This is a genomic window from Oerskovia enterophila, assembly GCF_044748475.1.
GTDB classification, from domain to species: Bacteria; Actinomycetota; Actinomycetes; order Actinomycetales; family Cellulomonadaceae; genus Oerskovia; species Oerskovia enterophila.
Map to the genome: position 1 here is coordinate 19,770 of NZ_JBIVFZ010000002.1, position 25,734 is coordinate 45,503.

Annotated in this window: 16 protein-coding genes; 3 read left to right on the forward strand and 13 right to left on the reverse strand. The window is 71.3% G+C overall.

Annotated features, from left to right (window positions below; translation table 11 throughout):
• Window positions 1–95 precede the first annotated feature (95 nt).
• The 11 genes from ACIPWA_RS04870 to ACIPWA_RS04920 all read right to left on the reverse strand — a co-directional run bounded on the left by ACIPWA_RS04870 (window position 96) and on the right by ACIPWA_RS04920 (window position 18,334).
• Window positions 96–1,217: an ABC transporter permease gene (locus tag ACIPWA_RS04870; protein WP_068626319.1), complete on the reverse strand. Its 1,122-nt coding sequence runs from the start codon at window positions 1,215–1,217 to the stop codon at window positions 96–98.
• The gene (locus tag ACIPWA_RS04875; protein ID WP_082608495.1) at window positions 1,214–2,359 is read right to left on the reverse strand and encodes an ABC transporter permease; all 1,146 of its coding nucleotides are present in this window, start codon (window positions 2,357–2,359) and stop codon (window positions 1,214–1,216) included. The genes ACIPWA_RS04870 and ACIPWA_RS04875 overlap by 4 nt, the downstream gene beginning before the upstream one ends.
• Window positions 2,356–4,014, reverse strand: a complete 1,659-nt coding sequence (locus ACIPWA_RS04880; protein ID WP_082848791.1) for a sugar ABC transporter ATP-binding protein — start codon at window positions 4,012–4,014, stop codon at window positions 2,356–2,358. Before ACIPWA_RS04880 ends, ACIPWA_RS04875 begins: the two co-directional genes overlap by 4 nt.
• Window positions 4,011–5,273: a Gfo/Idh/MocA family protein gene (locus tag ACIPWA_RS04885; protein WP_400288515.1), complete on the reverse strand. Its 1,263-nt coding sequence runs from the start codon at window positions 5,271–5,273 to the stop codon at window positions 4,011–4,013. The genes ACIPWA_RS04880 and ACIPWA_RS04885 overlap by 4 nt, the downstream gene beginning before the upstream one ends.
• A gap of 263 nt (window positions 5,274–5,536) precedes the next feature.
• Window positions 5,537–6,541 carry a sugar phosphate isomerase/epimerase family protein gene (locus ACIPWA_RS04890; protein WP_354509176.1) on the reverse strand — a complete coding sequence of 335 codons (1,005 nt, stop codon included), beginning with the start codon at window positions 6,539–6,541 and terminating at the stop codon, window positions 5,537–5,539.
• A gap of 115 nt (window positions 6,542–6,656) precedes the next feature.
• Complete coding sequence (locus tag ACIPWA_RS04895; protein ID WP_400288516.1) at window positions 6,657–7,304, reverse strand: hypothetical protein; 648 nt, start codon at window positions 7,302–7,304, stop codon at window positions 6,657–6,659.
• A gap of 314 nt (window positions 7,305–7,618) precedes the next feature.
• On the reverse strand, window positions 7,619–13,141 hold the full coding sequence (locus tag ACIPWA_RS04900; protein WP_400288518.1) for a ThuA domain-containing protein: 5,523 nt from the start codon (window positions 13,139–13,141) through the stop codon (window positions 7,619–7,621).
• A gap of 164 nt (window positions 13,142–13,305) precedes the next feature.
• The gene (locus tag ACIPWA_RS04905) at window positions 13,306–14,481 is read right to left on the reverse strand and encodes a Gfo/Idh/MocA family protein (RefSeq protein ID WP_056646342.1); all 1,176 of its coding nucleotides are present in this window, start codon (window positions 14,479–14,481) and stop codon (window positions 13,306–13,308) included.
• Window positions 14,482–14,569: 88 nt separating this feature from the next.
• Window positions 14,570–15,634 (reverse strand): substrate-binding domain-containing protein, encoded by a 1,065-nt coding sequence (locus tag ACIPWA_RS04910; protein WP_068626316.1) that lies wholly within the window; start codon window positions 15,632–15,634, stop codon window positions 14,570–14,572.
• Window positions 15,635–15,758: 124 nt separating this feature from the next.
• Entirely contained in the window at window positions 15,759–16,811 is a 1,053-nt protein-coding gene (locus ACIPWA_RS04915; protein ID WP_369800613.1) for an ABC transporter permease, read from the reverse strand.
• Window positions 16,808–18,334, reverse strand: coding sequence for a sugar ABC transporter ATP-binding protein (locus tag ACIPWA_RS04920; RefSeq protein WP_400288519.1), 1,527 nt, complete (start codon window positions 18,332–18,334; stop codon window positions 16,808–16,810). Before ACIPWA_RS04920 ends, ACIPWA_RS04915 begins: the two co-directional genes overlap by 4 nt.
• A 417-nt stretch (window positions 18,335–18,751) precedes the next feature.
• Between ACIPWA_RS04920 and ACIPWA_RS04925 the strand changes: the two genes are divergently transcribed.
• Complete coding sequence (locus tag ACIPWA_RS04925) at window positions 18,752–19,885, forward strand: ROK family protein (RefSeq protein WP_056646836.1); 1,134 nt, start codon at window positions 18,752–18,754, stop codon at window positions 19,883–19,885.
• 17 nt (window positions 19,886–19,902) lie between these two features.
• Window positions 19,903–20,568, forward strand: coding sequence for a ThuA domain-containing protein (locus ACIPWA_RS04930; protein WP_068626312.1), 666 nt, complete (start codon window positions 19,903–19,905; stop codon window positions 20,566–20,568).
• 138 nt (window positions 20,569–20,706) lie between these two features.
• Here ACIPWA_RS04930 and ACIPWA_RS04935 read toward each other — a convergent pair whose 3' ends face one another.
• Window positions 20,707–21,816 carry a hypothetical protein gene (locus tag ACIPWA_RS04935; RefSeq protein WP_056764191.1) on the reverse strand — a complete coding sequence of 370 codons (1,110 nt, stop codon included), beginning with the start codon at window positions 21,814–21,816 and terminating at the stop codon, window positions 20,707–20,709.
• Between the two features lie 81 nt (window positions 21,817–21,897).
• Between ACIPWA_RS04935 and ACIPWA_RS04940 the strand changes: the two genes are divergently transcribed.
• Window positions 21,898–22,893, forward strand: a complete 996-nt coding sequence (locus tag ACIPWA_RS04940) for a dihydrodipicolinate synthase family protein (protein WP_400288521.1) — start codon at window positions 21,898–21,900, stop codon at window positions 22,891–22,893.
• 75 nt (window positions 22,894–22,968) lie between these two features.
• Here ACIPWA_RS04940 and ligA read toward each other — a convergent pair whose 3' ends face one another.
• Window positions 22,969–25,461, reverse strand: coding sequence for an NAD-dependent DNA ligase LigA (gene ligA, locus ACIPWA_RS04945; RefSeq protein ID WP_400288523.1), 2,493 nt, complete (start codon window positions 25,459–25,461; stop codon window positions 22,969–22,971).
• Window positions 25,462–25,734 lie beyond the last annotated feature (273 nt).

The window sequence follows — 25,734 nt, forward strand, 5'->3', positions numbered from 1 at the left end:
TGATGATCGAGAGACTTCTTTGTCCTGCCGTCGCAGCGGGTGCGACGGCCTGTCGGGGACGGATCTGTGTGGCGTTCCGGGGGGTGACCGGAGGACTAGGGCGCTGCTGGCTGGGGCTCCTTGGGGACGGTGGGTTCGGGGACCCCTGCCGGGGTGGTCGGGGCGCTCGGAGACGCTGCCTTGGACTTGCGCGGCATCGCGGCATAGGCCACGGCCGCGATGATGATCACGCCCTGGACCGCGGGGCGGATCGTCGACGGCAGGCTGAGCTGGTTGAAGAGCGTGAACAGCGCCTCGAGGGTCAGCGCGCCGGCCATGGCCGCGACGACCGACCCACGGCCGCCACCCAGCACCACGCCGCCCAGGACGACCGCCGTGATCGCCATGAACTCGAGCCCCTCGCCGACCTGGGCCGTCACACCGGCGTAGCCGCCGATGAGGATGCCCGCGACCGTGGCCATGAAGCCCGAGAACAGGAAGGCACGCGTGCGCACCCACCAGACCGAGGCGCCCGAGTAGGAGGCCGCCACGTCGTTGTCGCCGGTCGCGACCAGCGTGCGACCGTACGGGCGACGCATGACGATCACGGCGACGACGCCGAGGACGAGCGTGATGAGCACCGCGTACGGCACCTGGAACTGACCGGGCGTGTCCGGGAACCCGCCGCGCCCCCACTGGCGGAAGCCCTCGGTCAGGGAGCCCGTGGGTGCCCCACCGGTCCAGAGGCGGATCGCCCCGTAGAGGACGAGCATCATGCCGAGCGTCGTGATGAACGACGGGACCTTGAGCAACGTGACGATCAGACCGTTGATCAGCCCGATCCCCAGGCCGAAGAGGACCATCAACCCGATCACGGGCCAGGTCATGGACTCCTCGCCGTCGATGAGCTTGGCCGCGATGACGACCTGCGCCCCCACGAGCGAGCCCACCGAGAGGTCGAACTCCCCGGAGACGATCACGAAGTACTGGCCGATCGCCAGGACGATCAGCGGCGCCGCCTTCTTGAGGAAGGCCATGAGCGACATGGGCTCGCCGAACGACGGGTTCATCACGAGGATCGCGACGAAGACGACGATCAGCAGGGCGTAGACGGTCCAGGAGCTGCCCGACGTGGCGCGCTGCACCAGGCGGGAGAAGCCGCTGGGCGAAGACCCCGGCTGCGGTGCGCCGGACGCGCCGGTGCCGCTCGGCGTGGTCGCGGACGTGCTCGCGCTCATCGGGTGGCCTCCTTGCCGGACGAGGTGGACGTGGACGGGGCGGACGTGGACGTGGAGCCCGGAGGGGCCTGCCCGCCCCGCGCGCCGCCAGGACGGACGGACTGGGCCAGTGCCCGGAACCTCGCCCTGCTGCTCGCGGGGTCGATCTGACGACGGGCGTACATCGCGACCGCGGCGATGATGATCGCGCCGCGCAGGACGTCCTTGAAGAACGGGCTGACGTCGAGGACGTTGAACACCGTGTCGAGCGAGGCGAGGATCAGGACACCCGCGATCGTGCCCATGATCGAGCCGCGCCCACCCATGAGCAGGGTCCCGCCGAGCACGACGGCCGCGATCGAGTTGAGGTCGTAGCCGTAGGTGTAGACCAGCGCGTTGCCCGTGCCGAAGCGAGCCGCGATGAGGAGACCGGCGACGCCCGCGCACAGCGAGCACAGGACGTGGGCCAGGATGATCGACCGGTCGGTGCGGATGCCCGAGAGCCGGGCGACGTCGATGTTCCCGCCGACCGCGAACATGTGATAGCCGGGGCGGGTGCGGGTCAGCAGGACCACACCGAGCACCATGACGACCGCGAGCACGATGACCGAGATCGGCACCGGGCCGATGCGCGTGTAGCCGAAGGACTGGAACGCCTTGGGGATCTCGCCCGACGGGCCCTTGTACTGGGTGTCGAGGTAGCCCTTGATGATGAGGCCGACGCCGAGCGTCGCGATGAACGAGTTCACGCGGAGCTTGGAGATCACCAGGCCGTTGACCAGGCCGACTCCCGCGGCGACCGCGAGGGCCGCGACCACGCCGAGCCAGATGCGCGACGGGTCACCGGCCATGGTCGTGGCGGCGACGAGCGACGACCAGGCCACGACGTAGCCGACCGACAGGTCGAGCGACTTGCAGAGGATCACGAACGTCTGCCCGATCGCGACGAAGCCCAGCAGGCTCGTCTGCGACAGCAGGTAGAACAGGTTGCCCTGGCTGAAGAAGTTGCCGCCCTGGGCCGCGACCAGTCCTGCCGAGATCACGAGGATCCCGACGAGGGCGAGGTAGACGATCCCCGTCGAGCCGAGCCGGCGCCGGCGCGGGCCGGAGGTCGACTTCGCGCTCCCCGTCGAGGGCGAGGCGGTGCTCACCGCGGTGCTCATTGGTCCTCCTGGGTGGTGTCGCGCTGCGCGTGCCGGGGGGAGGCTGGCTCGCCGCCGGGCAGCACGGACTGGGGTGCGCGGGCTGCGTTGCCCACGGGTACGTCGAGGGCGGAGAGGTCGACCTCGACGTGCTCCGAGGTGTCCCCCGCCCCGGTGGCCATCGCCATGATGGTCTCCTCGTCGCTGCCCGCGGGAAGCTCCCCGGCCAGGCGGCCGTCGCGCATCACGAGGATGCGGTCGGCCATGGCGACGACCTCGGGGAGCTCCGAGGAGATGAGCAGGATCGCGACCCCGCGAGCCGTGAGGGTCCGCATGAGGTCGTAGACCGCACGCTTGGCGCCGACGTCGATCCCTCGCGTGGGCTCGTCGAGCACGATCACCGAGGGGTCGGTCACGAGCCACTTGGCGAGGACGACCTTCTGCTGGTTGCCACCCGAGAGGTACTGCACCTCGGCGTCCTTGGAGCGCGAGACCAGGTCGAGCGACGAGAGGATGCCGGGGATCGCCTTGGCGCGGCGGTCGGAGGACCCCGGGGTCACGGAGTCGAGCACGAGCCGTGCGTTCGCGGAGATCGACTGCTCGAGCGCGAGCCCCTCGGCCTTGCGGTCCTCGGTCACGAGCGCCAGGCCCTTGCGGACCGCCTCGCGGGCCGAGGAGACCGTGACGGGCTTGCCGTCGAGCAGGATCGTGCCGCGCGTGAAGGGGGCGACGCCGAACACGCCGTGCGCGATCTCGGTGCGGCCGCTGCCCTGGAGGCCCGCGAGCGCGACGATCTCGCCCGCACGGACCTCGAGGTCGATCCCGTCGACCTGGGTGTTGCCCGCACCCTCGAGCGCGAGCTTGACCGCGCCGGGCACCGTGCCGGGGTCCTTGTCCGGGTAGTAGCCCGCGAACTCGCGCCCGACCATGGTCCGCACCAGGCGGTCCGGGGTGATGTCGGCCGTCGCGGTCGTCAGCACGAAGTCGCCGTCCTTGAGCACCGTGATGGTGTCGCAGAGGTCGAAGATCTCCTTGAGCCGGTGCGAGACGTAGAGGATCGCGACGCCGCGCGCCCTCAGCTGCTCGACGAGCGCGTAGAGGAGCTCGACCTCCTGGTCGGCGAGCGCGGCCGTGGGCTCGTCCATCGAGATGATGCGCGCGTCGTAGGAGACGGCCTTGACGATCTCCACGATCTGCTGCTCGGCCACGGACAGCGAGCCGACCCGCATCCAGGACGCGAGGCCGTGCAGGCCGAGGTCCGCGAGCAGGGCGTCGGTGTCGCGGGCCATGCGCCCGGCGTCGACGATCCCGAGCCGGCGGGGCTCCCGGCCGAGGTAGACGTTCTCGGCGACCGTGCGCTCGGGCAGGAGGTTGAACTCCTGGAAGACGGTCGAGACGCCGGCGGCCTGGGCCGCGAGCGGCGAGGCGAACGCGACGGGCTTCCCGTCGAGCTCCATGGTGCCCGAGTCGGGCTTGTGGACCCCGGCGATGATCTTCATGAGCGTGGACTTGCCGGCGCCGTTCTCCCCGACGAGCGCGTGGACCTCACCGGGCCGCACGTCGAGGTCGATGCCGCGCAGGACCGAGTTGCCGAAGAAGACCTTGCCGATGCCCCGCAGCTGCAGGATGGGCGCGCCCGTGGCGCTCGCGCCTCCCGCTGCCGTCGATGCGGTCATGCTCCTACCTCCACCCAGGTGCCGGTGCGTGCGGATCGGGCGACGGCCTCGGCGAGGTGCGCGGCCCGGAGCCCGTCGGCGAACGTGGGCAGCCCGTCGGGCGTCTGCCCGTTGATGGCCGCCGCGGTGTCGCCGACGAGGGCGTTGAAGCAGTCCTGGTAACCCTGCGGGTGTCCCGCGGGGAGCCGGGAGTAGCGGGCAGCCTCGGGCGAGAGGGCCTCGGGGTTGCGGATGAGCAGGCGGCTCGTGTCCCGGCGCCCCTCCCAGAGGGTCTCGGGACCCTCCTGGTCGAACGCGAGCGTCGACTCGGAGCCCGAGATCTCGAGGTAGAGCCGGTTCTTGCGGCCGGCCGAGACCTGGCTGATGACCGCCGAGCCGAGCGCCCCGCCGTCGGTCTCGTACTGCAGGGTCACGGCGTCCTCGGTGCGGACCGCGGCAGGGCGCCCGTCGGCGCCCGTGCGCTCGGCGTTGATCGTCGCGGTCTGCGCGACGAGCCGCACGATGCGCTGGCCCGTCGTGAACTCGAGGAGGTCGCAGAAGTGCGAGCCGATGTCCCCGAACGCGCGGCTCGCGCCGCCGAGCGCGGGGTCGACGCGCCAGTTGTCGTCGCTGGCCCGCAGGAGCCAGTCCTGGAGGTAGGAGCCGTGCACGAGGCTGATGGTGCCGACCGCGCCGCTGCGGACCCGGGCGCGAGCCTCGCGGACCATGGGGTGGAAGCGGTAGGCGAAGGGCACGACGGCGACGCGGCCGTCCGCGGCTGCGGCCTCCTCGGCGAGACCGGCGAGCGCTACCGCGCCCTCGAGGTCCATCGCGAGGGGCTTCTCGCACACCACGTGCTTGCCCGCGGCCAGCGCTGCCGTGGCGAGCGGGACGTGCAGGAAGTTGGGGGTGCAGATGTGCACCACGTCGATGTCCGGGTCGTCGATGAGCTCCTGCGACGTGGCCGCGTACCCCAGCGCCCCGAGGTCGGCGGCGGCCTCTCGCGCCCCCGGTGCGTCGATGCCGGCGACCGAGACGAGGTCTCCCCCGGCCGTGCGGATCGCGCGGGCGTGGACCTCGCCGATGAACCCGGTCCCGATGATCCCTGCGCGGTAGCCCGCGGCGGGCAGTCGGCTCGGGAGCAGGTCGCTCGCGGGGTGGACAAGAACTGGGGTGGTCGCGGCGTCCACGACGGCACGGCCGTTCAGGGAGGACGGCTCCGTCCTGGTGGTGGGGGCGCTGACAGCCCCGTGGTCCCGCGCGACTTCTTCGGCTCGCATGTCCCATACCGTAGGGCGACTTATGTCGAGCGTCAAGCAAAAGCCGAATGTTAGATGTCACCGTTAGGTAACTCCATCGGTTAAACAATTGCCGAGGCCTACTGTCGTGCGGTGGAACCGTGACGCACAGCGTGCTCGGACGTGCCCTGCCCGGTTGCCGGGCCTCGTCCCGGGCACGCCGGAAGGGCGCCCTCCCTGGTGGGGAGGACGCCCTTCCGGTGCTCGCGTGCTGCTTGCTCCTGCCTGCTCCTGCCTGCTCCCGCCTACTCCTTGGTCGAGAACGCCGCGTCGAACGCCGCCTCGGGAGCCTCGAACGCGTACTGCTTGACGAACGCCAGGGCCTCGGGCGCGCCCACGAGGCGGTCCATGCCCGCGTCCTCCCACTCGACCGAGATCGGACCGTCGTACCCGATGCTGTTGAGCATCCGGAAGCTGTCCTCCCACGGGACGTCCCCGTGGCCCGTCGAGATGAAGTCCCACCCACGACGCGGGTCGGCCCAGGCCAGGTGCGAGCCCAGACGGCCGTTGCGGCCGTTGTGCATGCGCTTCTTGGTGTCCTTGCAGTCCACGTGGTAGATCCGGTCCTGGAAGTCCCAGAGGAACCCCACCGGGTCCAGGTCCTGCCAGACCATGTGGCTCGGGTCCCAGTTCAGGCCGAAGGCCTCGCGGTGGCCGATCGCCTCGAGCGTGCGGACCGTCGTCCAGTAGTCGTACGCGATCTCGCTCGGGTGGACCTCGTGCGCGAAGCGGACCCCGACCTCGTCGAACACGTCGAGGATCGGGTTCCAGCGGTCCGCGAAGTCCTGGTAGCCCGCGTCGATCATGGCCTGCGACGCCGGCGGGAACATCGCCACGTACTTCCAGATCGAGGACCCCGTGAAGCCGACGACCGTCTTGACGCCCAGCTTCGCCGCGAGACGCGCCGTGTTCTTCATCTCCTCGGCCGCGCGCTGACGCACGCCCTCGGGGTCACCGTCGCCCCACACCCGGTCCGAGAGGATGTCGCGGTGACGCTGGTCGATCGGGTCGTCGCACACCGCCTGTCCCTTGAGGTGGTTCGAGATGGCGTAGACCTTGAGCCCGTGCGCCTCGAGCAGCGCGAGCTTGCCCGCGACGTACTCGTCGTCGTCCCAGCGCCAGGGGTCCAGGTGGTCGCCCCAGCAGGCGATCTCCAGACCGTCGTAGCCCCAGCCGGACGCGAGGCGTACGACCTCCTCGAAGGGCAGGTCGGCCCACTGGCCGGTGAAGAGGGTGATCGGTCGTGCCATGTCGGTATCTCCTTCGTTCCGTCGTGCTGCGGGTGCGCCCTGGTGCGGCGTGCACCCGGGTGCGCTGTGGTGGGCTGTGGTGCGGCGTGCTCGGTGGTCACCGCCGCGCCTGGGTTCAGGGGCGCTCGGCAGCCGTGGCCCGACGGCGGAGCACCAGCACGGCTCCGGCGGCAGCGAGCAGCACGACCGCACCGACGACGATCGCGGTCGTCGGGACACCGGTCCCGTCGTCCTCGCTCGTCGCCGAGGCCTCGTCGCCCTGGCCGGCGGCGTCCGCCTCCGCACCGGCGTCCTCCGCGGGAGCGGGCGGGGCCGCCGGGGGGACCACGTCGATCTGCGTCGTCGCGGTCGTCGCGACGGGCGTCGTGGTCGTCGCGGTCACGGTCCAGTTGCCCTCGCCCAGGACGTCCGGGGCGGACGTGTACCAGCCGACGCCCTCGGAGGCCGAGGAGAGCTGGATCGGGCCGACCTCGGTGCCCTCCGCGGAGACCGCGGTGACCATGACGTCGACGATCTCCTCGACGGGGTGCCCGTCGGTCTTGTACGTCACGTTGACCGACACCCCGCCGGCACCGTCGCCGCCGATCGACAGGATGATCTCCCCGCCGTGGGCGCTCGCGGGGGCTGCGCCGAGCACCGAGGCGAGCAGCAGGACGGCCCCTGCCAGGACCGCACGCAGCGCGTGCGAGAAGGGGCGGGGGCGTGGGGTACGCGTCCGGTCGGGACCGGAGCTCCGGTTCGCCTGCTGAGTCATGTCGCTCATCACCTCGTCGTGAAAGAAAGGGGTCGTGCGTCGGGCTGCGCGGCCCGGCGGGCCGCGCGGTGGTGCTGGTCCTGCGGGTGGTGCTGGTCGTACGGTAGGTGGCTCCCGGCACCAGCCGGAGCACCGGGTTCCGGTGCCGGGAGCCGGCACCTCCTCGTCGTCGACGCGGAAGTGCCAGACGTGCTGACGAGCCTCGGCCATGGTGCCGACGTCCCGGCCGAAGGGTCGTCGACGCCACACGTCGGTCGAGGCTCCTCAGCCCGCCCGTCAGGGGCGGTGGGGCCGCGGTTCACCGCGGCCCCACCGGTGATCGGTCAGCCGCAGCTCGCCGCGGCGTGGTCGATCGTGTACGTGCTGGTCCTCCCCTCGGCGTCGGTCACCGTGACGGTGACCTGACCGGCCTCGATCGACGCTGCACGGGTCGCGAACGACTGGTGGGCGGACTTGCCCGCCGCCACGCCCGTGAAGGTCTTGGTGCCGTAGGCCGAGCGCACCACGATCGTGACCGGGGCGTCGCCCGTGTTGACCGCGGTGACGCCGAGCGTCACCCGGTTCGCCACGCACTTCGGTGCGGCCGTGACGGTCGCGGGGACCAGCTCACCTGCCGGCACCTCGAGCGAGGAGGCCGTGACGTTCCCGGCCGCGTCCGTGGCCCGGTAGGCGAGGGTCGCCGCGGCGTCGCCGACGGCGACCGGTGCCTCGTACGCGACCCAGGTCGTGCCGTCGAGCGAGTACTCGACCGACGCGATCCCCGAGACGTCGTCCGTGGCCGTGATCTCCACCGTGCGGTCCTCGCGCAGCGTCGCCGCCGCGGTCGGTCCGTCGCCGTCGATCTTGACCGCCACGTCGGCGCCCGTCACGTTCTCGGTGCCGGCCGAGGCCCGCACCTTGATCGTGTGCTCACCCGGTGCGTCCACGACCACGGGGGCCGTGTACTCGGCCCACGCTCCGCCGTCGAGCTGGTACTCGCGGTAGACCTGCTGGCCCGCCGCACCGCCCGTGGTGGCGACCGTGACGGTCACCGGACCGGTCCACCAGCCGTTCGCGCCCGACGGCGAGGCCGGGTCGAGCGACCCGCTCACCGTGAGCGGCTCGGCCTGGGGTCCCACGACGCGGAAGTACTCGAACGTCGCGGTCGCGGAGGCCTTCTGGCCCGCCCCGAGGGCGTAGAGACCGATCTTCGCGTCCGCCAGACCGGGGTTGGTCACCTTCTGGGTGATCTCGGTCCAGGTCACGCCGTCGGCGCTGTACGAACCCGTGTAGGTCGTGCCCACCTTGGCCATGCGCAGCCACCAGACACCCTGCGTCAGGCTGTTGACGTTGGGCTGCGGGTTGAGGACGGTCGAGCCGGCCTCGCTGCGCATCTCGATCCCGCGGTCGATCGCCGCGCCGGGCTGGTTCTTCGTGATGAAGTCCAGCTTGACGTAGTTGTCGTCGTCGCCGTAGAGGATCAGACCACCCTGCTGGTACTGCTGGTCGAACGTCGAGCCGTCGACCTTGGTCTCGACGGTCCAGTCACCTGCCGGCTGGTCCTGCAGGACGATGTTCGGCACGTCGGTGTTGCCCGTACCGAAGATGTCCGTCGGGGTCGTGTCGATCTCGAGCTTGCCACCGGCCACCCGGAGGCCCGACGCGTCAGGACGGACCACGGAGCTCCAGCGGCAGCCGTCGAGCGACGTGCCCTCGAACTCGTCGTCCGGCCCGGCCGCGGTGGCCGTGTCGTCCGGCGTGATGTGGAACCAGTCGAACTTCGCGTCGACCACGTCCGGGACGGAACCGTCGTTCGCGAACGCGACGAGCCCGATCTTCGGGTTCACGAGCCCGTGCAGCGACTTGGTCTCCGACATGGCCGTGAAGTCCAGGCCGTCGGCCGAGTAGTACGCCCGCAGGTTCGACCCGTCGCTCGTGTAGCGCACGTAGAACGTGTCCGGGAAGTCCGTCGTGATGTTCACGTTGGACGCCGCGACCTCGTTCGGCGCGCCGTTCTCCTCGCGGATGAACTGGAAGACGCGCGAGTTCGGGTTGGCCCCGGTCCCGCGGCCCTGGATGACCATCTTGGCGTAGTTGTCCCCGTCGCCCCACAGGAGCAGACCGGCCTGCTGGTACTGCGCGCGTGCCGGGAAGGTGACCTTGGTGGTCGCCGTCCACGGACCCGAGGGCAGGTCCTGCAGGACGATGTTGGACACCGGTCCCTCGCCCTGGCCGTAGAAGTCCGCCTTGCTCGCGGGGATCACCAGGTGACCGTCCGCGACCGCGAGCTTCTGGTCCCGACGGATGATCGTGGACCAGCGGTCCTCGTCCACCGCGGTGCCCGTGAAGTCGTCCGAGCGGCCCGAGAAGCACATGACCGGACCGGACTCGTTGACCTTGATGTTCACGTACTTGACCGTGTAGGCGCCGCCCGCGTCGGTCACGCGGACCTGCAGACGGTAGGTGCCCGCCGCGGTGTACGTGTGCGAGAACTCGGGGCCGCCGTCGACGAACCCGCCGCCCAGCCCGTCGTCCCACGCGTAGACCAGGTCGGAGGCCTCGCCGTCGGGGTCGGAGCCCGTCGCGGTCGCGGTGACCGTCAGCGGGGCCGAGCCGACCAGGGTGGGCACGTCGAGCTCGACGTCGGGACGGATGTTGTCCGTGACGCCGCGGCCGTCGATGTCCATCCAGTTGACGTTGATGCCGCCCGAGAGCAGGACGAAGTAGAGCGTCCCGCTGCCTTCCGGCACGTTCGTGAGCGGCGTCGAGACGTCGCGGTAGACCTGCCAGTCCCCCGTGTTCGGCACGGTGATCCGTCCGACCTCGGGGCCGTCCGGCGCGTCCCAGCGCAGCGAGACCACGCCGTTCGCGTTGGGCGAGGCGACGCGCAGGCTGATGGCCTCGACGTTCGTCAGGCTCACCGGCTCGTGCGCCCACCAGTCACCGGGCTCGATGTAGCCCAGGTTCTGACCGCCCCCCGCGGAGTCCGAGGTGGTCTCCTTCTGGACGCCAGGGGTGCCGCTGGTCCCGATCGAGGTCTCGCGACCCGTCGAGGTGTAGAACTCCGACTGGACCCGCTTGGGCTGGAGGACCTGGAGCGCGTTGCCCGTGAGGGGCACGCCGGCCTCGCCGCCGTCGTCGGTGTAGGAGCCCTCGATGACCCAGAAGATGTTCGACTCGATGCCGTGACCCTCGTCGCGGGCGGTCTGGAGGACCCCCTCGCAGCCGTACAGCTCCTCCATGGGGTGAGCGTGCGAGTCGTGTCCGAGCGAGGTGCGCAGCGCGACCGACGAGCAGTCGACGTCGCCGTCGGGGTCCTCGACCGTGATCCGGTAGCGGACCTGGTCGCCCCACTCGAAGAACCCGCCGTTGTCCGGGAACTCGATCTTCACCGTGGGCGCCTGGTTGCCGACGACCACCGTGACGTTGGCGACGGCGAACTTGCCGTTGCTGTCGGTCGCGGTGAGCTGGGCCGTGTAGGAGCCGTTCTCGGTGTAGGTGTGGGTCGGGTTCGCCTCGGTCGAGGGCGCGGAGCCGTCGCCGAACGTCCACTGGAGGGCGATCGGGTCGCCCGACGGGTGACGCGTCCCCTCGGAGGAGAACTGGACCGTCAGGGGGGCCGCACCGCTCGTCACGTCCGCACGGGCGTGAGCGATCGGCGAGGGGTCGCCCTGGACGTAGTTGACCTTGTAGACCGCGCTCGAGTCGTTGTTGCCGCCGAAGCCGGAGCCCCAGTCGATCACGTACAGCGCGCCGTCGGGCCCGAAGTCGAAGTCCATCGGACGGTCGAACCCGTTGGACGGGTCGAGCACGCCCGGCATGATCCGGTTGATGTCGACGATCTGGTCACGCTTCTCGCCGTCGAGCTGGATCGAGAACATCGTGCCGTGGTTCCACTCGCCGAACAGCGCCTTGCCGTCCCAGTACGCGGGCCACTTCACGTCGGAGTCGAGCTCGGGGTCGAACTCGTAGACCGGGCCGCCCATGGGCGCACCGCCGCCGCCGATCTCGGGGAACTGCGGGTTGGCCGCGCCGGTGTACCAGATCTCGGCGGCGATGGCGGCCGGGAGCTTCTGGATGCCCGTGTTGTTGGGCGAGTCGTTGGTCGTGCCCGCCGCGCAGTCGAACGACGCACCGGACTGGCCGGTCGCGAAGTTGTAGTCGACGTACGACGTGTTGGCGCCCGTGCAGTACGGCCAGCCGTAGAAGCCCGGCTCGCTCACGACGTTCCACTCGACCGCGCCGCGAGGACCGCGGTTGGGGTCGGCCGTACCCGAGTCAGGACCGTAGTCGCCGACCAGGACGTTCCCGGACGCGTTGTCGATACCGATGCGGAACGGGTTGCGGAAGCCCATGGCGTAGATCTCGGGCCGCGTCTTGTCCGTGCCCGGGGCGAACATGTTGCCCTCGGGGATCGAGTACGTGCCGTCGTCCTCGGGCGTGATGCGCAGGACCTTGCCGCGCAGGTCGTTCGAGTTCGCCGAGGAGCCCTGGGCGTCGAAGTTCTTGCGGCCGGGACGCTCGTCGGTCGGCGTGAAGCCGCCGGACTCGAACGGGTTGGTGTTGTCACCCGTCGCGAGGATCAGGTTGCCGTCCTCGTCGAAGATCATGTCTCCGCCCGCGTGGCAGCACGTGTCGCGCTGCGTGGTCACGGTCAGGAGCTTCTTCTCGCTCGTGGGGTCGAACGTCCTCGACGCGGTGTCGTAGGTGTAGCGCGAGATCCGGTTGTGCGGGCCGTCCGACCCCACGTTCGCGGGCGACCAGTAGGCGTAGAGCCAGCCGTTCGTCGCGAAGTCCGGGTCGAGCACCAGGCCCAGCAGCCCGTCCTCGTTGGCCTGCGTCACGTTGAGGCTGAGCGCCGTCGTCGTGACGTTGGCGTCGTGGTCGATGCGACGGACCCGTCCGTCACGCTCGGCGTAGAACACCGTGCCGTCGGGCGCGACGTCGAGCATCATGGGGTTGCTCGTGTCCTCGTCGAGCGCGACGCGCTCGAAGCTCGCGCTCTGGGTCGCGTTGCAGTCCGAGTCGACGACGCCCGCGGCGGTCTGGATGCCGCCCAGCAGGTGCTCGACGAATCCCGGCTCGGTGTAGCTGGCCTGGGTGTGCCCGCCGCCGGTGTACCAGGAGCGGCCGCCCTCGTAGGTCTGGCACCACGCGATCGGGTGGTCCGACCCCATCTTCGCGCTGCCCGCGTCGTAGGAGGTCTCGTCGAGGCTCGCGAGCACGTGGACCGTGTCGCGCGGGCTCGTGCGGAAGTTGTACCACTCGTCGTGGCGGTCCCAGCGGGACGGCAGGTGAGCGGTCGAGGGGTGGACGCCGTCCTCGACCTTGATCGTGGCGTCCTGGTTCTGCGGGTGCCCCGAGAAGTAGGCGCCCACGAGGCCGCCGTACCAGGACCAGTCGTACTCGGTGTCGGACGCCGCGTGCACGCCGGCGTAGCCGCCGCCGTTCGCGATGTACCGCTCGAACGAGGCCTGCTGCTCGGTGTTGAGCACGTCCCCGGTCGTCGAGAGCCAGATCACGACCTCGTACTGCGCGAGGTTCTCGTCGTTGAAGGCGGCCGCGTCCTCGGTGACGTCGACCGTGAAGCCGTTCTCGGTCCCGAGCTTCTCGATCGCGGCGATGCCTGCCGGGATCGCGTCGTGCCGGAACCCGGCGGTCTTGGAGAAGATCAGCGCGTCGAAGGGGGCCGCGGCGGCCTCCTGGGGCACCACGACGGACGTGGTGGCGGACTGGGCGGCACCGGGGGTGGCAGCGAACGCCGCCGCCCCGGTCGCCATGGACAGTGGGAGCGCCACCGCGGTAGCGGCGACGGCCGCGACCGTGCGCATCGTTGCGCGCGGGGCTCTCCAGAGCACGTTTCTCACCTAGGACTCCTTGTGATGATGGGACAAGGGTGCTGCGCTCCGGGGTGTCGACGGCTTCGGCCGTGACCCGTCGTCACCGGTGGCGGACCTGCTCCGCCGGGCACCGTGCACCACGTCGCGCGTCGGCGCGTGGCCCCCGCTCGTGGCGGGTCGAGGACCTCCTCTCAGATCTGCTGCCAGTCGCTGTCGGACGCAGCGCTGCGCTCGACGGCTTCGAGGATTCGCTGGACGGCCAGGCCGTCGGCGAAGGACGGGGTGGGCTGGGTACCGGCCGCGACGTCGCGCACGAGGTCGACGGCCTGGTGCGTGAACGCGTGCTCGTACCCGAGCCCGTGACCGGCGGGCCACCAGCTCGCGATGTACGCGTGCTGCGGCTCGGTCACGACGATGCGTCGGAAGCCCGCAACCTGCGCGTCGTCCGAGGCGTCGAAGAAGTGGAGGACGTTCATGTCCTCGAAGTCGAACGCGACCGACCCACGCGATCCGTTGATCTCGAGGCGGATCGCGTTCTTGCGGCCGTAGGCGAAACGGGTGGCCTCGAAGACGCCGAGCCCGCCGCCCGTCAGCCGCGCGAGGAAGACCGCGGCGTCGTCGACCGTGACGGGGCCCTTCTCGGTGCCGCCCGTGCCGGACAGGCCGGAGAAGTCCGTGGCGATCGGACGCTCGTCGACGAACGTCTCGAGGATGCCCGAGACCCCCGTGATCGACTCGCCCGTGATGAACTGCGCGAGGTCGATGATGTGTGCGCCGATGTCGCCCAGGGCACCCGAGCCGGCCTTGGTCTTGTCGAGGCGCCACGAGAGCGGCACGTTCTCGTCGGCGATCCAGTCCTGGAGGTACTGGGCGCGCACGTGGCGGATCGTGCCGATCCTGCCGTCCGCCACGAGCTGGCGGGCGAGCTGGACCGCGGGGACCCGACGGTAGGTGAAGCCCACCGTGGAGAGCACGCCACGCGCGGCGGCGGCCTCGGCGGCCGCGACCATGAGCTCGGCCTCGGCGACCGTGTTGGCCAGCGGCTTCTCGCACAGGACGTGCTTGCCCGCCTCGAGGGCCGCGATCGCGATCTCGGCGTGCGTGTCGCCCGGTGTGCAGATGTCGACCAGGTCGACGTCGTCGCGCGCCACGAGCTTGCGCCAGTCCGTCTCGACGTCGTCCCAGCCGAGCTTGTGCGCAGCCGCCGTGACGGCTGCGGCGTTGCGGCCGGCCAGCACGCGCATCTCGGGCGCGAGCGGCAGGTCGAAGAACCGCGGTGCGGTGCGCCATCCCTGCGAGTGGGCAGCCCCCATGAACGAGTACCCGACCATGCCGATCCCGAGGGTCGGGTGACCGTTTTCTGCCATCTCAGGCACTTCCTTTCGTGGTGGACGTCGCGGCGGGGCGCCCGCCGGGGCGCTGCGCCCCGCCGGCGACGTCAGGGGTGGGTCGTGCTCAGGACTCGAAGGCCGACGGCAGGTACTCGTCGACGTTGTCCTTGGTCACGACCGGCGCGAAGAGCTGGATCTGACGCGGCACGCCGATCGAGGCGAGGTCGCTCATCGACTTGCCGTGCTCGATCAGACGGGCCAGCTTGATGCCGTCGGCCGCCTGGGTCGAGGGGTAGATGACCGTCGCCTTGAGGACGGTGTCGTCGGCCTCGATCGAGCGCATGACGTTCGCCGAGCCGGCGCCGCCGACCATGAAGAACTCGTCACGGCCCGCGTTGTCGATCGCCGCGAGGACGCCGACGCCCTGGTCGTCGTCGTGGTTCCAGATCGCGTCGATCTTGGGTGCGGCCTGGAGCAGGTTGGCAGCGGCCTGCTCGCCGCCCTGGACCGTGAAGTCTGCCGCGACGCGGTTGTTGACCTCGAGCCCGCAGCCCTCGAGCGCGTCGGCGAAGCCCTTGCTGCGGTCCTGGGTCAGGGGCAGCGAGTCGATCCCGGCGATCTCCGCGACGACCGCGTCCTTGTTGTCGCCCAGCTGCTCGCAGATGTAGGTGCCGGCGCTCACGCCCATGCCGTAGTTGTCGCCGAGGACCGTCGAGCGGGCCGCGAACGGGCTCGAGAACTCGCGGTCGACGTTGATGACGGTGATGCCGGCCTCCATGGCCTGGGTCGCGACCTCGGTGAGTGCCGCGCCGTCGAACGGGAGGATGACGATCGCGTCGACGCCGTCGTTGATGAACGTCTCGATCTGGCTGATCTGGAGGTTGACGTCGTTGGTGCCCTCGGCGACCTTGAGGTCGACGTCGTCGTACTTGGCGGCCTCGGCCTGGGCGGCCTTGGTGATGGCACCCATCCAGCCGTGGTCGGCGGCGGGGGCCGAGAAGCCGATGACGACCTTCTCGCCCGAGGCGTCGTTGTCCGACGACGCGCCCGGGGCGACGGCAGCGGCGCTGGTCTCCGCGGGGGCCGGCGTGTTCGAGGTGCAGGCCGAGGCGAACAGCGCGACCGAGGTGAGCGCGACGGTCGCGAGGGCCAGGCGGCGTGGCATCGGGGTACGGGTACGAGCGGACATGAGGATCTCCCTTGATTCTGGTCCTGCTGGTGCTGGTTGGGACGTGCTGGACGTGCTGGGGGTCCGGCCCCGCGGGGCGGGGCCGTCGTGCGGTGGTGCGGTTCGAGAAGTCCCGACGGCGGGGCTAGTCGGATCTGGTGCGCGACGCGAAGCGCTGCTGGAGGAGCACGGCGACCACGATGATCACGCCCTTCGCCACGTTCTGCGCAGAGGTCGACATGTTGTTCAGCGTGAAGATGTTGGTCAGCGTCATGAAGATCAGGACGCCGAACACCGTGCCGACGATCGTGCCGCGGCCGCCCACGAGGAGCGTCCCGCCGACGACGACGGCCGCGATGACGTCGAGCTCGTAGAACAGGCCGTTCGTCGAGGAACCGGCCGTGGTGCGGCCGAGCATCATGACCGCGGCGATGCCGGCCGTGAAGCCCACGAGGCAGTAGAGGTACATGAGGTGACGCTTGACCTTGATGCCCGCGAGGCGCGCGGCCTCGGGGTTGCCGCCGACCGCGATGGTGCGTCGGCCGAACGTCGTGCGGTTGAGGAGGATCCACCCCGCGACCGCGACCACGACGAACATCCACACGAGGACCGGGATCCCGATGAAGTCGGCGCGGAAGAAGGTGAGGAAGGGCTTGACCGTGACGATCTGGGTCTGCCGGTTGGAGATCATCTCGGCGAGCCCTCGGGCGCCGACCATCATGGCGAGGGTCGCCATGAAGGCGACGACCTTGCCGTAGGCGATGAGGACGCCGTTGACGAGACCGCAGACCGTACCGACCGCGAGGGCCGTGCCGACCATGACGATCCAGTGGGTGTCGGCAGCCATGGTCTGGGTCGCGAGCGTGCTGGCCCAGACGGTCGACAGGCCCATGACGGAGCCGACCGAGAGGTCGATGCCTCCTGCCGTGATGACGAAGGTCATGCCGATGCTCAGGACGCCGATCACGGCGGCCATGCGGAGGATCGTCAGGACGTTGTCGATGCTCGCGAACCGCTCTCCGGCCGTGACGTAGCCGACGATGCAGAGCGCCACGAGGGCGAGGACCAGGCCGATGTTCCGACCCATCGATCCATTGAACAAATTCCGGCGCGCCGACGCGGGACCGGATGAACCGGAGCTCCCGGCGTGCGCCGACCCGTCCACGACGGTTGCGGTGGACACCTCCTGCTCGCTCACGCGGCACTTCCTTCCATGACGAGGTCGAGCACACCGTGCTCGTCGATCGAATCTGCTGGTCCCTGGTGGACGACGCGGCCCTCCGAGATCACGAGGACACGGTCTGACAGACCGAGCACCTCGTCGATCTCGCTCGAGACCACGAGGACAGCCGCCCCCGAGGCCGCGAGGCCGCGGATGAGGTTGTAGATCTCGGCGCGCGCCCCGACGTCGACGCCACGGGTGGGCTCGTCGAGCAGCAGGACGCGGCAGCCGCGGACGAGCCAGCGCGCCAGGAGCGCCTTCTGCTGGTTCCCGCCGGACAGCGTCCGCGCGTGCCGCTCGACCCCGGCGGGCCGCAGGTCGAGCGAGACCGCCTGCTCCTGCGCGGCCGACCTCTCGGCCTGCTCGTCGAGGAACCCGCTCTTGGCGAAGCGCCCGAACGTCGAGAGCGTGATGTTGCGGTACACGGGCTCGTCGAGGAGGAGCCCCTGGCTCTTGCGCTCCTCGGGGCACAGGCCGATGCCTGCGTCGACCGCCGCGGCGACCGATCCGGCCCGGAGCTTCGTGCCCCCGACCGTGACGGTCCCCTCGGTCGGGCGGCGCGCGCCGTAGACGGTCTCGAGGATCTCGGAGCGGCCCGAGCCGACGAGACCGGCGAAGCCGACGACCTCGCCCGCACGCACCTCGAAGGAAACGTCCGAGAACTCGCCCTTGAGGCCGAGCGACTCGACCGCGAGCAGCACCTCGGCCTCCTCGGCGACCGGCTCGCGGGCCGGGAAGACGTTGTCGACCGCGCGGCCCGTCATGAGCTTGATGAGCTCGGCGGTGGGCGTCTGCGCGACCTGGAGGTTCTGAGCGACCGTGCGCCCGTCCTTGAGGACGGTGATCCGGTCGCCGATCTGCCGGATCTCCTCGAGCCGGTGCGAGATGTAGACGATCGCGACGCCGCTGGACGTGAGCTCCTGGACCACGCGGAAGAGGTTCTCGACCTCTTCGCTGTCGAGCACCGCGGAGGGCTCGTCCATGACGATGACCCGCGCGTCGTGCGAGAGGGCACGGGCCATGGACACGATCTGCTTGCCCGCGGCGGACAGCTCCCCCACCTCGCGGTGGGGCGAGATCTCGGGGTGCCCGAGCCGCTTCATGAGCGCGCGGGTGTTCTTGGCGACGAGGCGCCGGTTGGAGAAGCCGACGGTCGACAGCTCGTGCCCCAGGTAGATGTTCTCGGCGACGGTCAGACCGTCGACGACGTCGAGCTCCTGGTACATGGTGGCGACGCCGAGCTTGAGCGCGGCGACGGGGTGAGGGATGGTGACGGGCTCCCCGTCGATGAGGATCTGCCCCTCGTTGGGCTGGTGTGCACCGGCGAGCACCTTGATGAGGGTCGACTTGCCGGCACCGTTCTGCCCGAGGAGGCAGTGCACCTCTCCGGGGAGGATGTCGAGATCGACGCCGTCGAGTGCTCGGGCGCCGGGAAACTGCTTGACGATGCTCCGCATCTGCAGGAGCGGCCTGGTGGGCTGAGGGTCTGCGTTGACCATGTGAGAGAAACTAGCCGACCTTTTGACGAGCGTCAATCAGAAGGTCTCGATCTTTTGCTTCGTTACCGACCCGTGACCAGCAAAAGTGGGCGCGGGGGTGCGGCGCGCCGGCCGAGACTCTGACTCACGTCCGGCCGCGCGAGCAGGCCGGGACGAGTCGATCAGGAGAGGCAACAAGGGCAGAATGTCGGGGTTCTCACGCTACTGACAGGTGGAGGTGCGAGACTCCGTCCGCCGCGGCGTCGCTGCCGCGGCAAACCACACGCTAGGTCGGCTTCTGTCGATCGTCAAGCAAAAGCCGAAGATCGCAGTACGCTAGAGAGCGCCACCACTGCGTAGTAACGAGAGGCTCCGTGATACATCGTGCCCACCGAGGAACTGCTGAAGTTCGCCCCACGCCCCACAGGCGCCGGGGACATGTTCCAGCTGCTCCGCGACGGCCAACCCCGGACACGGGCTGACCTCGCAGCGATCACCGGGCAGGCGCGGTCCACGATCGCCGCCCGCATCGACCTGCTGATGGCCTCGGGGCTCATCGCGCCCGCGGGCGAGGCGAGCTCGACCGGTGGGCGCCCCCCGGTGACCTTCGCCTTCAGCCCCGGTGCACGGATCGTCCTCGCGGTGGACCTCGGCGCGACGCACGCGCGCCTCGCGGTCACGGACCTCGCCTCGAACGTCCTCGCAGAGATCGACGCACCCCTGTCGATCTCCGAGGGACCGGAGACGGTCCTCGCCTGGGTCGCGGAGACGGGTGAGAAGCTCATCGCCGCGGCAGGACGCGACCTCAAGGACCTCGTGAGCGTCGGCGTCGGCCTGCCCGGCCCGGTCGAGCACTCGACCGGTCGGCCCATCAACCCGCCCATCATGCCCGCGTGGGACGACGTCGACGTCCCCGCGATCCTGGGCAAGACCTTCGACGCCTCGGTCCTCGTGGACAACGACGTCAACATCATGGCGCTCGGCGAGCACCGCACGGCGTGGCCCACGGTCAGCGACATGCTCTTCGTCAAGGTCGCCACGGGCATCGGCGCGGGCGTCATCTCGGACGGCGAGCTCCGCCGCGGCGCCCAGGGGGCCGCGGGCGACATCGGCCACATCGCCGTCCCCAACGCGACCGACACGCCCTGCCGGTGCGGCAACATCGGCTGCCTCGAGGCCGTCGCGAGCGGCCAGGCGATCGCCGGCGCGCTGAAGAAGGAGGGCCTCGAGGCCCTCAACAGCGGCGACGTCGTCACGCTCGTGCGCGGCGGCGACCTCATGGCGAGCCACGCCGTCCGTCAGGCCGGTCGCGACATCGGGGCCGTCCTGGCGGCGTGCGTGAGCCTGCTCAACCCCTCCATGATCGTGGTCGGCGGCATCATCGCGGAGGCCGGGGAGCACCTGATCGCGGGCATCCGCGAGATCGTCTACCAGCGCTCGCTCCCCCTCGCCACGCAGCACCTGCGCATCGTCACGTCGCAGGCTCGCGGGCAGGCGGGCGTGCTCGGTGCAAGCGCCATGGCGATCGATCACGTACTGTCTCCCGCAGCGATCGATGCCCTGATCGCGTGAGCGCCAACGGAGGACTCATGAGCGTGCCGGACCGTCGGGCCCTGATCGTCCGGGGAGGATGGCCAGGCCACTCCCCCGAGGAAAGCACCGACCTCTTCCTCCCCTTCCTCGAGGAGTCGGGCTTCGACGTCGACGTCGAGTCCTCGCTCGAGGTCTATGCCGACGCCGGGTACATGGCGGGCGTCGACCTGATCGTCCAGTCCTGGACCATGGGCGAGATCCTGCCCGACGAGATGCGTGGTCTGCGCGAGGCAGTGACCAACGGCGCCGGTCTCGCCGGCTGGCACGGCGGGATCATCGACTCGTTCCGCATGGCCACGGACTACCTGCAGATGCTCGGTGGGCAGTTCGCCGCCCACCCCGGCGACCTGGTCGAGCACACCGTGGAGGTCCTGCCCGAGCACGCGGACCATCCGCTCGTGGCGGGGCTCGGCCCGTTCCACCTGAACTCCGAGCAGTACTGGGTGCTCGCGGACTCGCTCAACGAGGTCCTCGCGACCACGACGATCCAGCCCACGGCCGACTCGCCGTGGCGCTCGCCCGTGGTGTCGCCCTCGATCTGGACCCGGCAGTGGGGCGCGGGCAAGATCTTCGTGTGCGCGCCGGGTCACCAGCTCTCGGACCTCGAGAGCCCGGACCTGCGCACCGTGATCGAGCGCGGCCTGCTGTGGGCCAGCCGGTGAGGCGCCGCCTCTCCTGAGCACCGACGCGAACGGTCGGCACCCCTTCCGGGCTGCCGACCGTTCGTGCGTCCTGCCCGACGCCGGAGCGCACCCTCGCCGTGCGGGTGCGCCCGGGCGCGTGGCCGAACCGGTCGCGACCTACCAGGCGCGCGCGACCGCGGCGTGCAGCTCGAGCAGGGGTGCGGTGCGCTCGCTCGGGCCGCGCCCGAACCCGCACTCGGTCCCGACGCCGATCTCGCGCTCGCCCAGGACCTGCGCCGCGGCCGCGAGGCGGCGCAGCGCGCCCTCCTGGCCGTCCTCGTGGTGGACCACACCCAGGTAGAGCTCGGTCGCCGGGTCGATCGCGAGGTCGGCGAGCGGCGCGACGTACTCGACGTCGTCGCGCTCGATCGGCACGGGCAGGTGGAACCAGTCGATCTCGCGGGTCACGGTCGTGGCGAGCCCGTTCGCGACCTCGACGAGCCGGCGCGCGTCGGCGGGCTCGACGAAGTGCTTCTCGGCCACGTCGCCGTAGCAGAGGTGGAACCCGAGCTCGACGCCCGCCGGGACCGCGGAGGCCACTCGCGCCGCGCGCGCGACGCACCCGGCGAGCACCTCGTCGGAGTCGACCGCGAACCACGCCTGCGCGGGTCCGGCCCCGAGGTTCGCGCCCTCGACGAGCGCGAACTCGCTCGCGAGGTCGAGCTGGATCGCCAGGTCCTCGGCGGGGACGGCCGCGACGATCGCCTCGATCTCGCGCAGCATCGCCGCCTCGTAGGCCGTGTGGACGGCCGCACGCGCGTCGGGCACGGCGAACGCCACGACCGGGGCGAGCGGCGTGGGCAGGCAGACCTGGAAGCGGGTCCCGGCCGGGATGACGCCCTCGTCGCGCAGTCGCGCGAAGTCCGCGTACGAGGACGTCGCGGCCGCCGCGTAGCCCAGCTCGCCGAACGTCAGGTCTCCCGGGGCGACCGAGCCGTCGAGCACGTGCGGGCGCACGTCGAACCCGGCGACGATCACGGGGTCGATCGGGAGGCGCGCCAGGCCGGGCACGGCCTCGAAGCGCGCGCCCTGGAACAGGATCCAGTGGAACCTCTCGCCGACCTCGCCGTCGGGGATCCGCCGGAGGTGGGTGCCCGCGTGCGCGGCGACGGTGCGGAACGTGTCCTCGGCGGTGGGGAGGTTCACGGAGCCCACGAGGTGGGCGCCACGCACGAGCGTCGAGGTGTCGGCGGGCGCGACGAGGTCAGGGATCAGGTCCTGGGTCATGGTCGCCATGGTAGGCGCGGGCAACGATCGGACGGCGGGACGTTCATCCCTCGGGCCCGCTCGTGTGGCAGCATCACGCGGATGACCGTGCCGTCGCCCTTCAGCGGGCTGCTCGCCTATCCGATCACTCCCCTGGACCATGCCTCGGGCGCCCCGGACCTGGGAGCGCTGGCGGGTCTCGTGGCGGGTGCGGTGCGTGCCGGGGTCGACGGCGTCACGCTCCTCGCGTCGTCGGGCGCGGGCACGTCGTTCTCCCCCGAGGAACGCGCCGCGGTCGTGGGCACGGCCGTCTGGGCCGCGCGCGACGCCGGGCCGGGCCGCTCGGGGAGCCGGGTCCCGGTGCACGTCGCGGTCGCGGCCGCGTCGGCCGCCGAGACCGTACGGAACGCGGTCGCCGCGCAGGCGGGCGGCGCCGACGGGCTCGTGCTCACGCCCTTCTCGTACGTCCCGCTGGTCGACGACGAGGTCGTGGCCCTGTTCGAGGCCGTGGCCGCCGAGACGGACCTGCCCGTGTGCTTCTACAACCGGCCTGCTCAGAGCGGGTACGACGCGACCCCCGAGGTCCTGGCCCACCTGGCGGGCCACGCCCGGCTCCGGGGACTCAAGGACCCGGCGGGGAGAGAGGGCGTGAGCGCTCGCCTGGACGCGGTCCGGGCCGCGGTCGACGACGCGGCGTTCGCAGTCGGGCTGAGCGGGGACCTCGCGATGACCGAGGGTGCCTTCACCACCCTGCCGGCGAGCGACGCCTGGCACACCGGGGTCGCGGCCCTCGTGCCCGCCGAGTACGTCCGGTTGCGCCGGGCGCACGTCGAGGGTCGTCCCCTCGACGCGGTCGCCGAGCGCTCGTGGCTCCTCGCCCTGGCCCGCGAGCTCGGACGGCTGCGCCCCGTCGCGGGGCTCCACGCGCTCGCCGAGCTGCTGGGCGTGCCGACCGGACCTCCTCGCGGACCGCTCCTGGCGACTCCGCTCGAGCAGACCGCGGGCCTGCGGACGGCGCTGTCGCGCCGTCCGGCCGCGGGGTCGGGGGCCACGGGGCCGGATTCCTCCGGACCGAGCGCCACGGACGCCACGAGGTAGAGGCCTCCCGTCGAGGGAGAGGCCTCGAGCCCTCTACCTCGACGAAACCCCTCTGTCTCGACGCATCCCGGGCCGTCAGTCGGCGTCGGTCCCCTCGCTGCCGTCAGTGCCGTCAGTGCCGTCGGGAGCGCCCGCCTCCCCGGCCCGCGCGTCGCCCACCGCCGCGGGCCCACCCGCGAGGAGAGCCACGAACCCGGCCTCGTCGAGGATCCGCAGGCCCAGGTCCCGGGCCTTGGTCTCCTTGGAGCCCGCGTTCTCGCCCACGACCACGTAGTCGGTCTTCTTGGACACCGAGCCCGAGGCCTTGCCGCCTGCCGCGAGGATCGCCTCCTTGGCACCGTCGCGCGAGAAGCCCTCGAGGCCACCGGTGACCACGACGGTCAGTCCGGCGAGCGGGCCGGTCGGCTGCTGGCGCGCGCCGGGACCGGGGTGGCCCGGGGTCTCGAACCGGACCCCGTCCTCCTTCCAGGTCTCGACGATCTCCCGGTGCCAGTCCACGTCGAACCAGGCCAGCACCTCGTCGGCGATGACCGGCCCGACCCCCTCGACCGCTGCGAGCTCCTCGCGGCTCGCCGCCCGGATCGCGTCGAGCGAACCGAACCACTCCGCGAGCGCCCGGGCGGCGACCGGCCCGACGTGCCGGATGTTGAGGCTCACCAGGATGCGCCACAGGTCCTTGGTCCTCGCAATCCGCAGTTCGTCCACGAGCGTCTGCGCGGTGGTCGACGGGCCGTATACCGGGAAGTCCTTGCGGACGCCCGCGGTCCGACGCTCGGCGGGCGTCGCGTCCTCGAAGCCGGGCGGATAGGTGCGGGCGGCGACCTTCTGGAAGGGGCGGACGACCTTGGCCAGCAGCACCGAGCCGTCGGACATCTCCACCTCGCCCGACTCCCCCACCCCTTCGAACGGCCGGGGCAGCCCGGTCTCCGGGTCGCGGACGACCACGCGGATCGGAGCGAGCTGGTCGACCGTGAGCCCGAAGAGGTTCTTCTCGGTGCGCAGGGGCGGCTCCGCGGGCTCGTAGGGCTGCGTGAGCGCGGCCGCGGTGACCTCGCCCAGCGCCTCGATGTCGAGGCCGCCGCGCGACCCGATGTGCTCGACCCGGCCGCGGACCTGCGCCGGGCAGCTCTCGGCGTTCGGGCAGCGCAGGTCGACGTCGCCCTCCTTCATGGGGCGCAGCGGCGTGCCGCACTCGGGGCACTCGGCGGGCATGACGAACTCCGTACGCTGCACGCCGTCCTCGCGCAGCGCGGCGACAGGCCCGAGGATCTCCGGGATGACGTCTCCGGCCTTGCGCAGCACCACGACGTCGCCGATCAGCACACCCTTGGCGCGCACGACGTCCTGGTTGTGGAGCGTCGCCTGACGCACGGTGCTGCCCGCGACGAGCACGGGCTCCATGACGGCGTACGGGGTTGCCCGTCCGGTCCGCCCGACCCCGACCTGGATCGCGAGCAGGCGCGTGTTGACCTCCTCGGGCGGGTACTTGTACGCGATGGCCCACCGGGGCGCGCGGCTCGTCGCGCCCAGCCTGCGCTGGAGCGCGAGCTCGTCGACCTTGACGACGATCCCGTCGAGCTCGTGCTCGATGCTGTGCCGGTGCTCGCCGAAGTACGCGATCATCTCCTGCACGCCCGCGAGCCCGTCGACGACCCGGTTGTGCGGCGAGACGGGGACACCCCACTGCTCGAACAGCGCGTAGGCGTCCGACTGGCGCGCGAGCTCGGCGTGCTCACCCTCGGCCCACTGGAGCGCCCCGACGCCGTGCGCGTACATGCGCAGGTTCCGGCTCGCGGTCACGGCCGGGTCCTTCTGGCGCAGGGAGCCGGCCGCGGTGTTGCGCGGGTTGGCGTACGGCGCCTGCCCGGCCGCGACGAGCGCCTCGTTGAGGGCCGCGAAGTCCTCGACGCCCAGGAAGACCTCGCCCCGGACCTCGATCACCGCGGGGTGCGTGGCCGGGTCGCCCGCGAGCTGCTGCGGGACGGTCGTGATGGTCCGGACGTTGGCCGTGACGTCCTCGCCCGTACGTCCGTCGCCTCGCGTCGCGGCCCGCACCAGGCGCCCCCGCTCGTACAGCAGCGCGATCGCGAGGCCGTCGATCTTGACCTCGCACAGGTACTCCACGGGAGCCTCTGGTGAGACCCCCAGGTCGCGGTGCACGCGCGCGGCCCACGCGGCGAGGTCCTCCTCGGAGAACGCGTTGTCGAGCGAGAGCATGCGCTCGAGGTGCTCGACGGTCGCGAAGCCCGTCGCTGCCCGTCCGCCGACCCGCTGCGTGGGCGACTCGGGGGTCTGGAGCGCGGGGTGGGCCGCCTCGAGCGCCTCGAGCTCGCGCATGCGCGCGTCGTACTCGGCGTCCGACGACACGGGAGCGTCGGCCTCGTAGTAGGCCCGCTGGTCGGCCTCGACCTGGGCCACGAGCTCGGCCCAGCGGCGCTGGGCGTCGGCCTCCTCCCGGGCGCCGAGCGCAGGAGCAGCAGGGTGCGGGGGAGCCGTGGCGAGGTCGCCGGGGACCTCCGGGGCGGTGTCGGCAGGGGTCGCGGGGCGCGGCGGGGTGGCGTCGTTCACGTCCCCATCATCGCGTGGACCGCCCACACCCGCTCGGGCCTGCGCGTCCTGCCCGACGACGTCACCCGCCACGCTGTGCCCGCCCACCACGCGCGGTGCCCGCCGCACGGGACGGGCTGCGGCGTCGGGAGCCCGTCGTTGCCCGCCCACCACTCGCGGTGCCCGCCGCACGGGACGGGCTGCACCGTCAGGAGTCCGTCGTGCTCGCCCACCACGCGAGGCGCGTGCACCGCAGGGGGTCGCTGCGCCGTCGGGCGGTCACTCCCCCGGCCC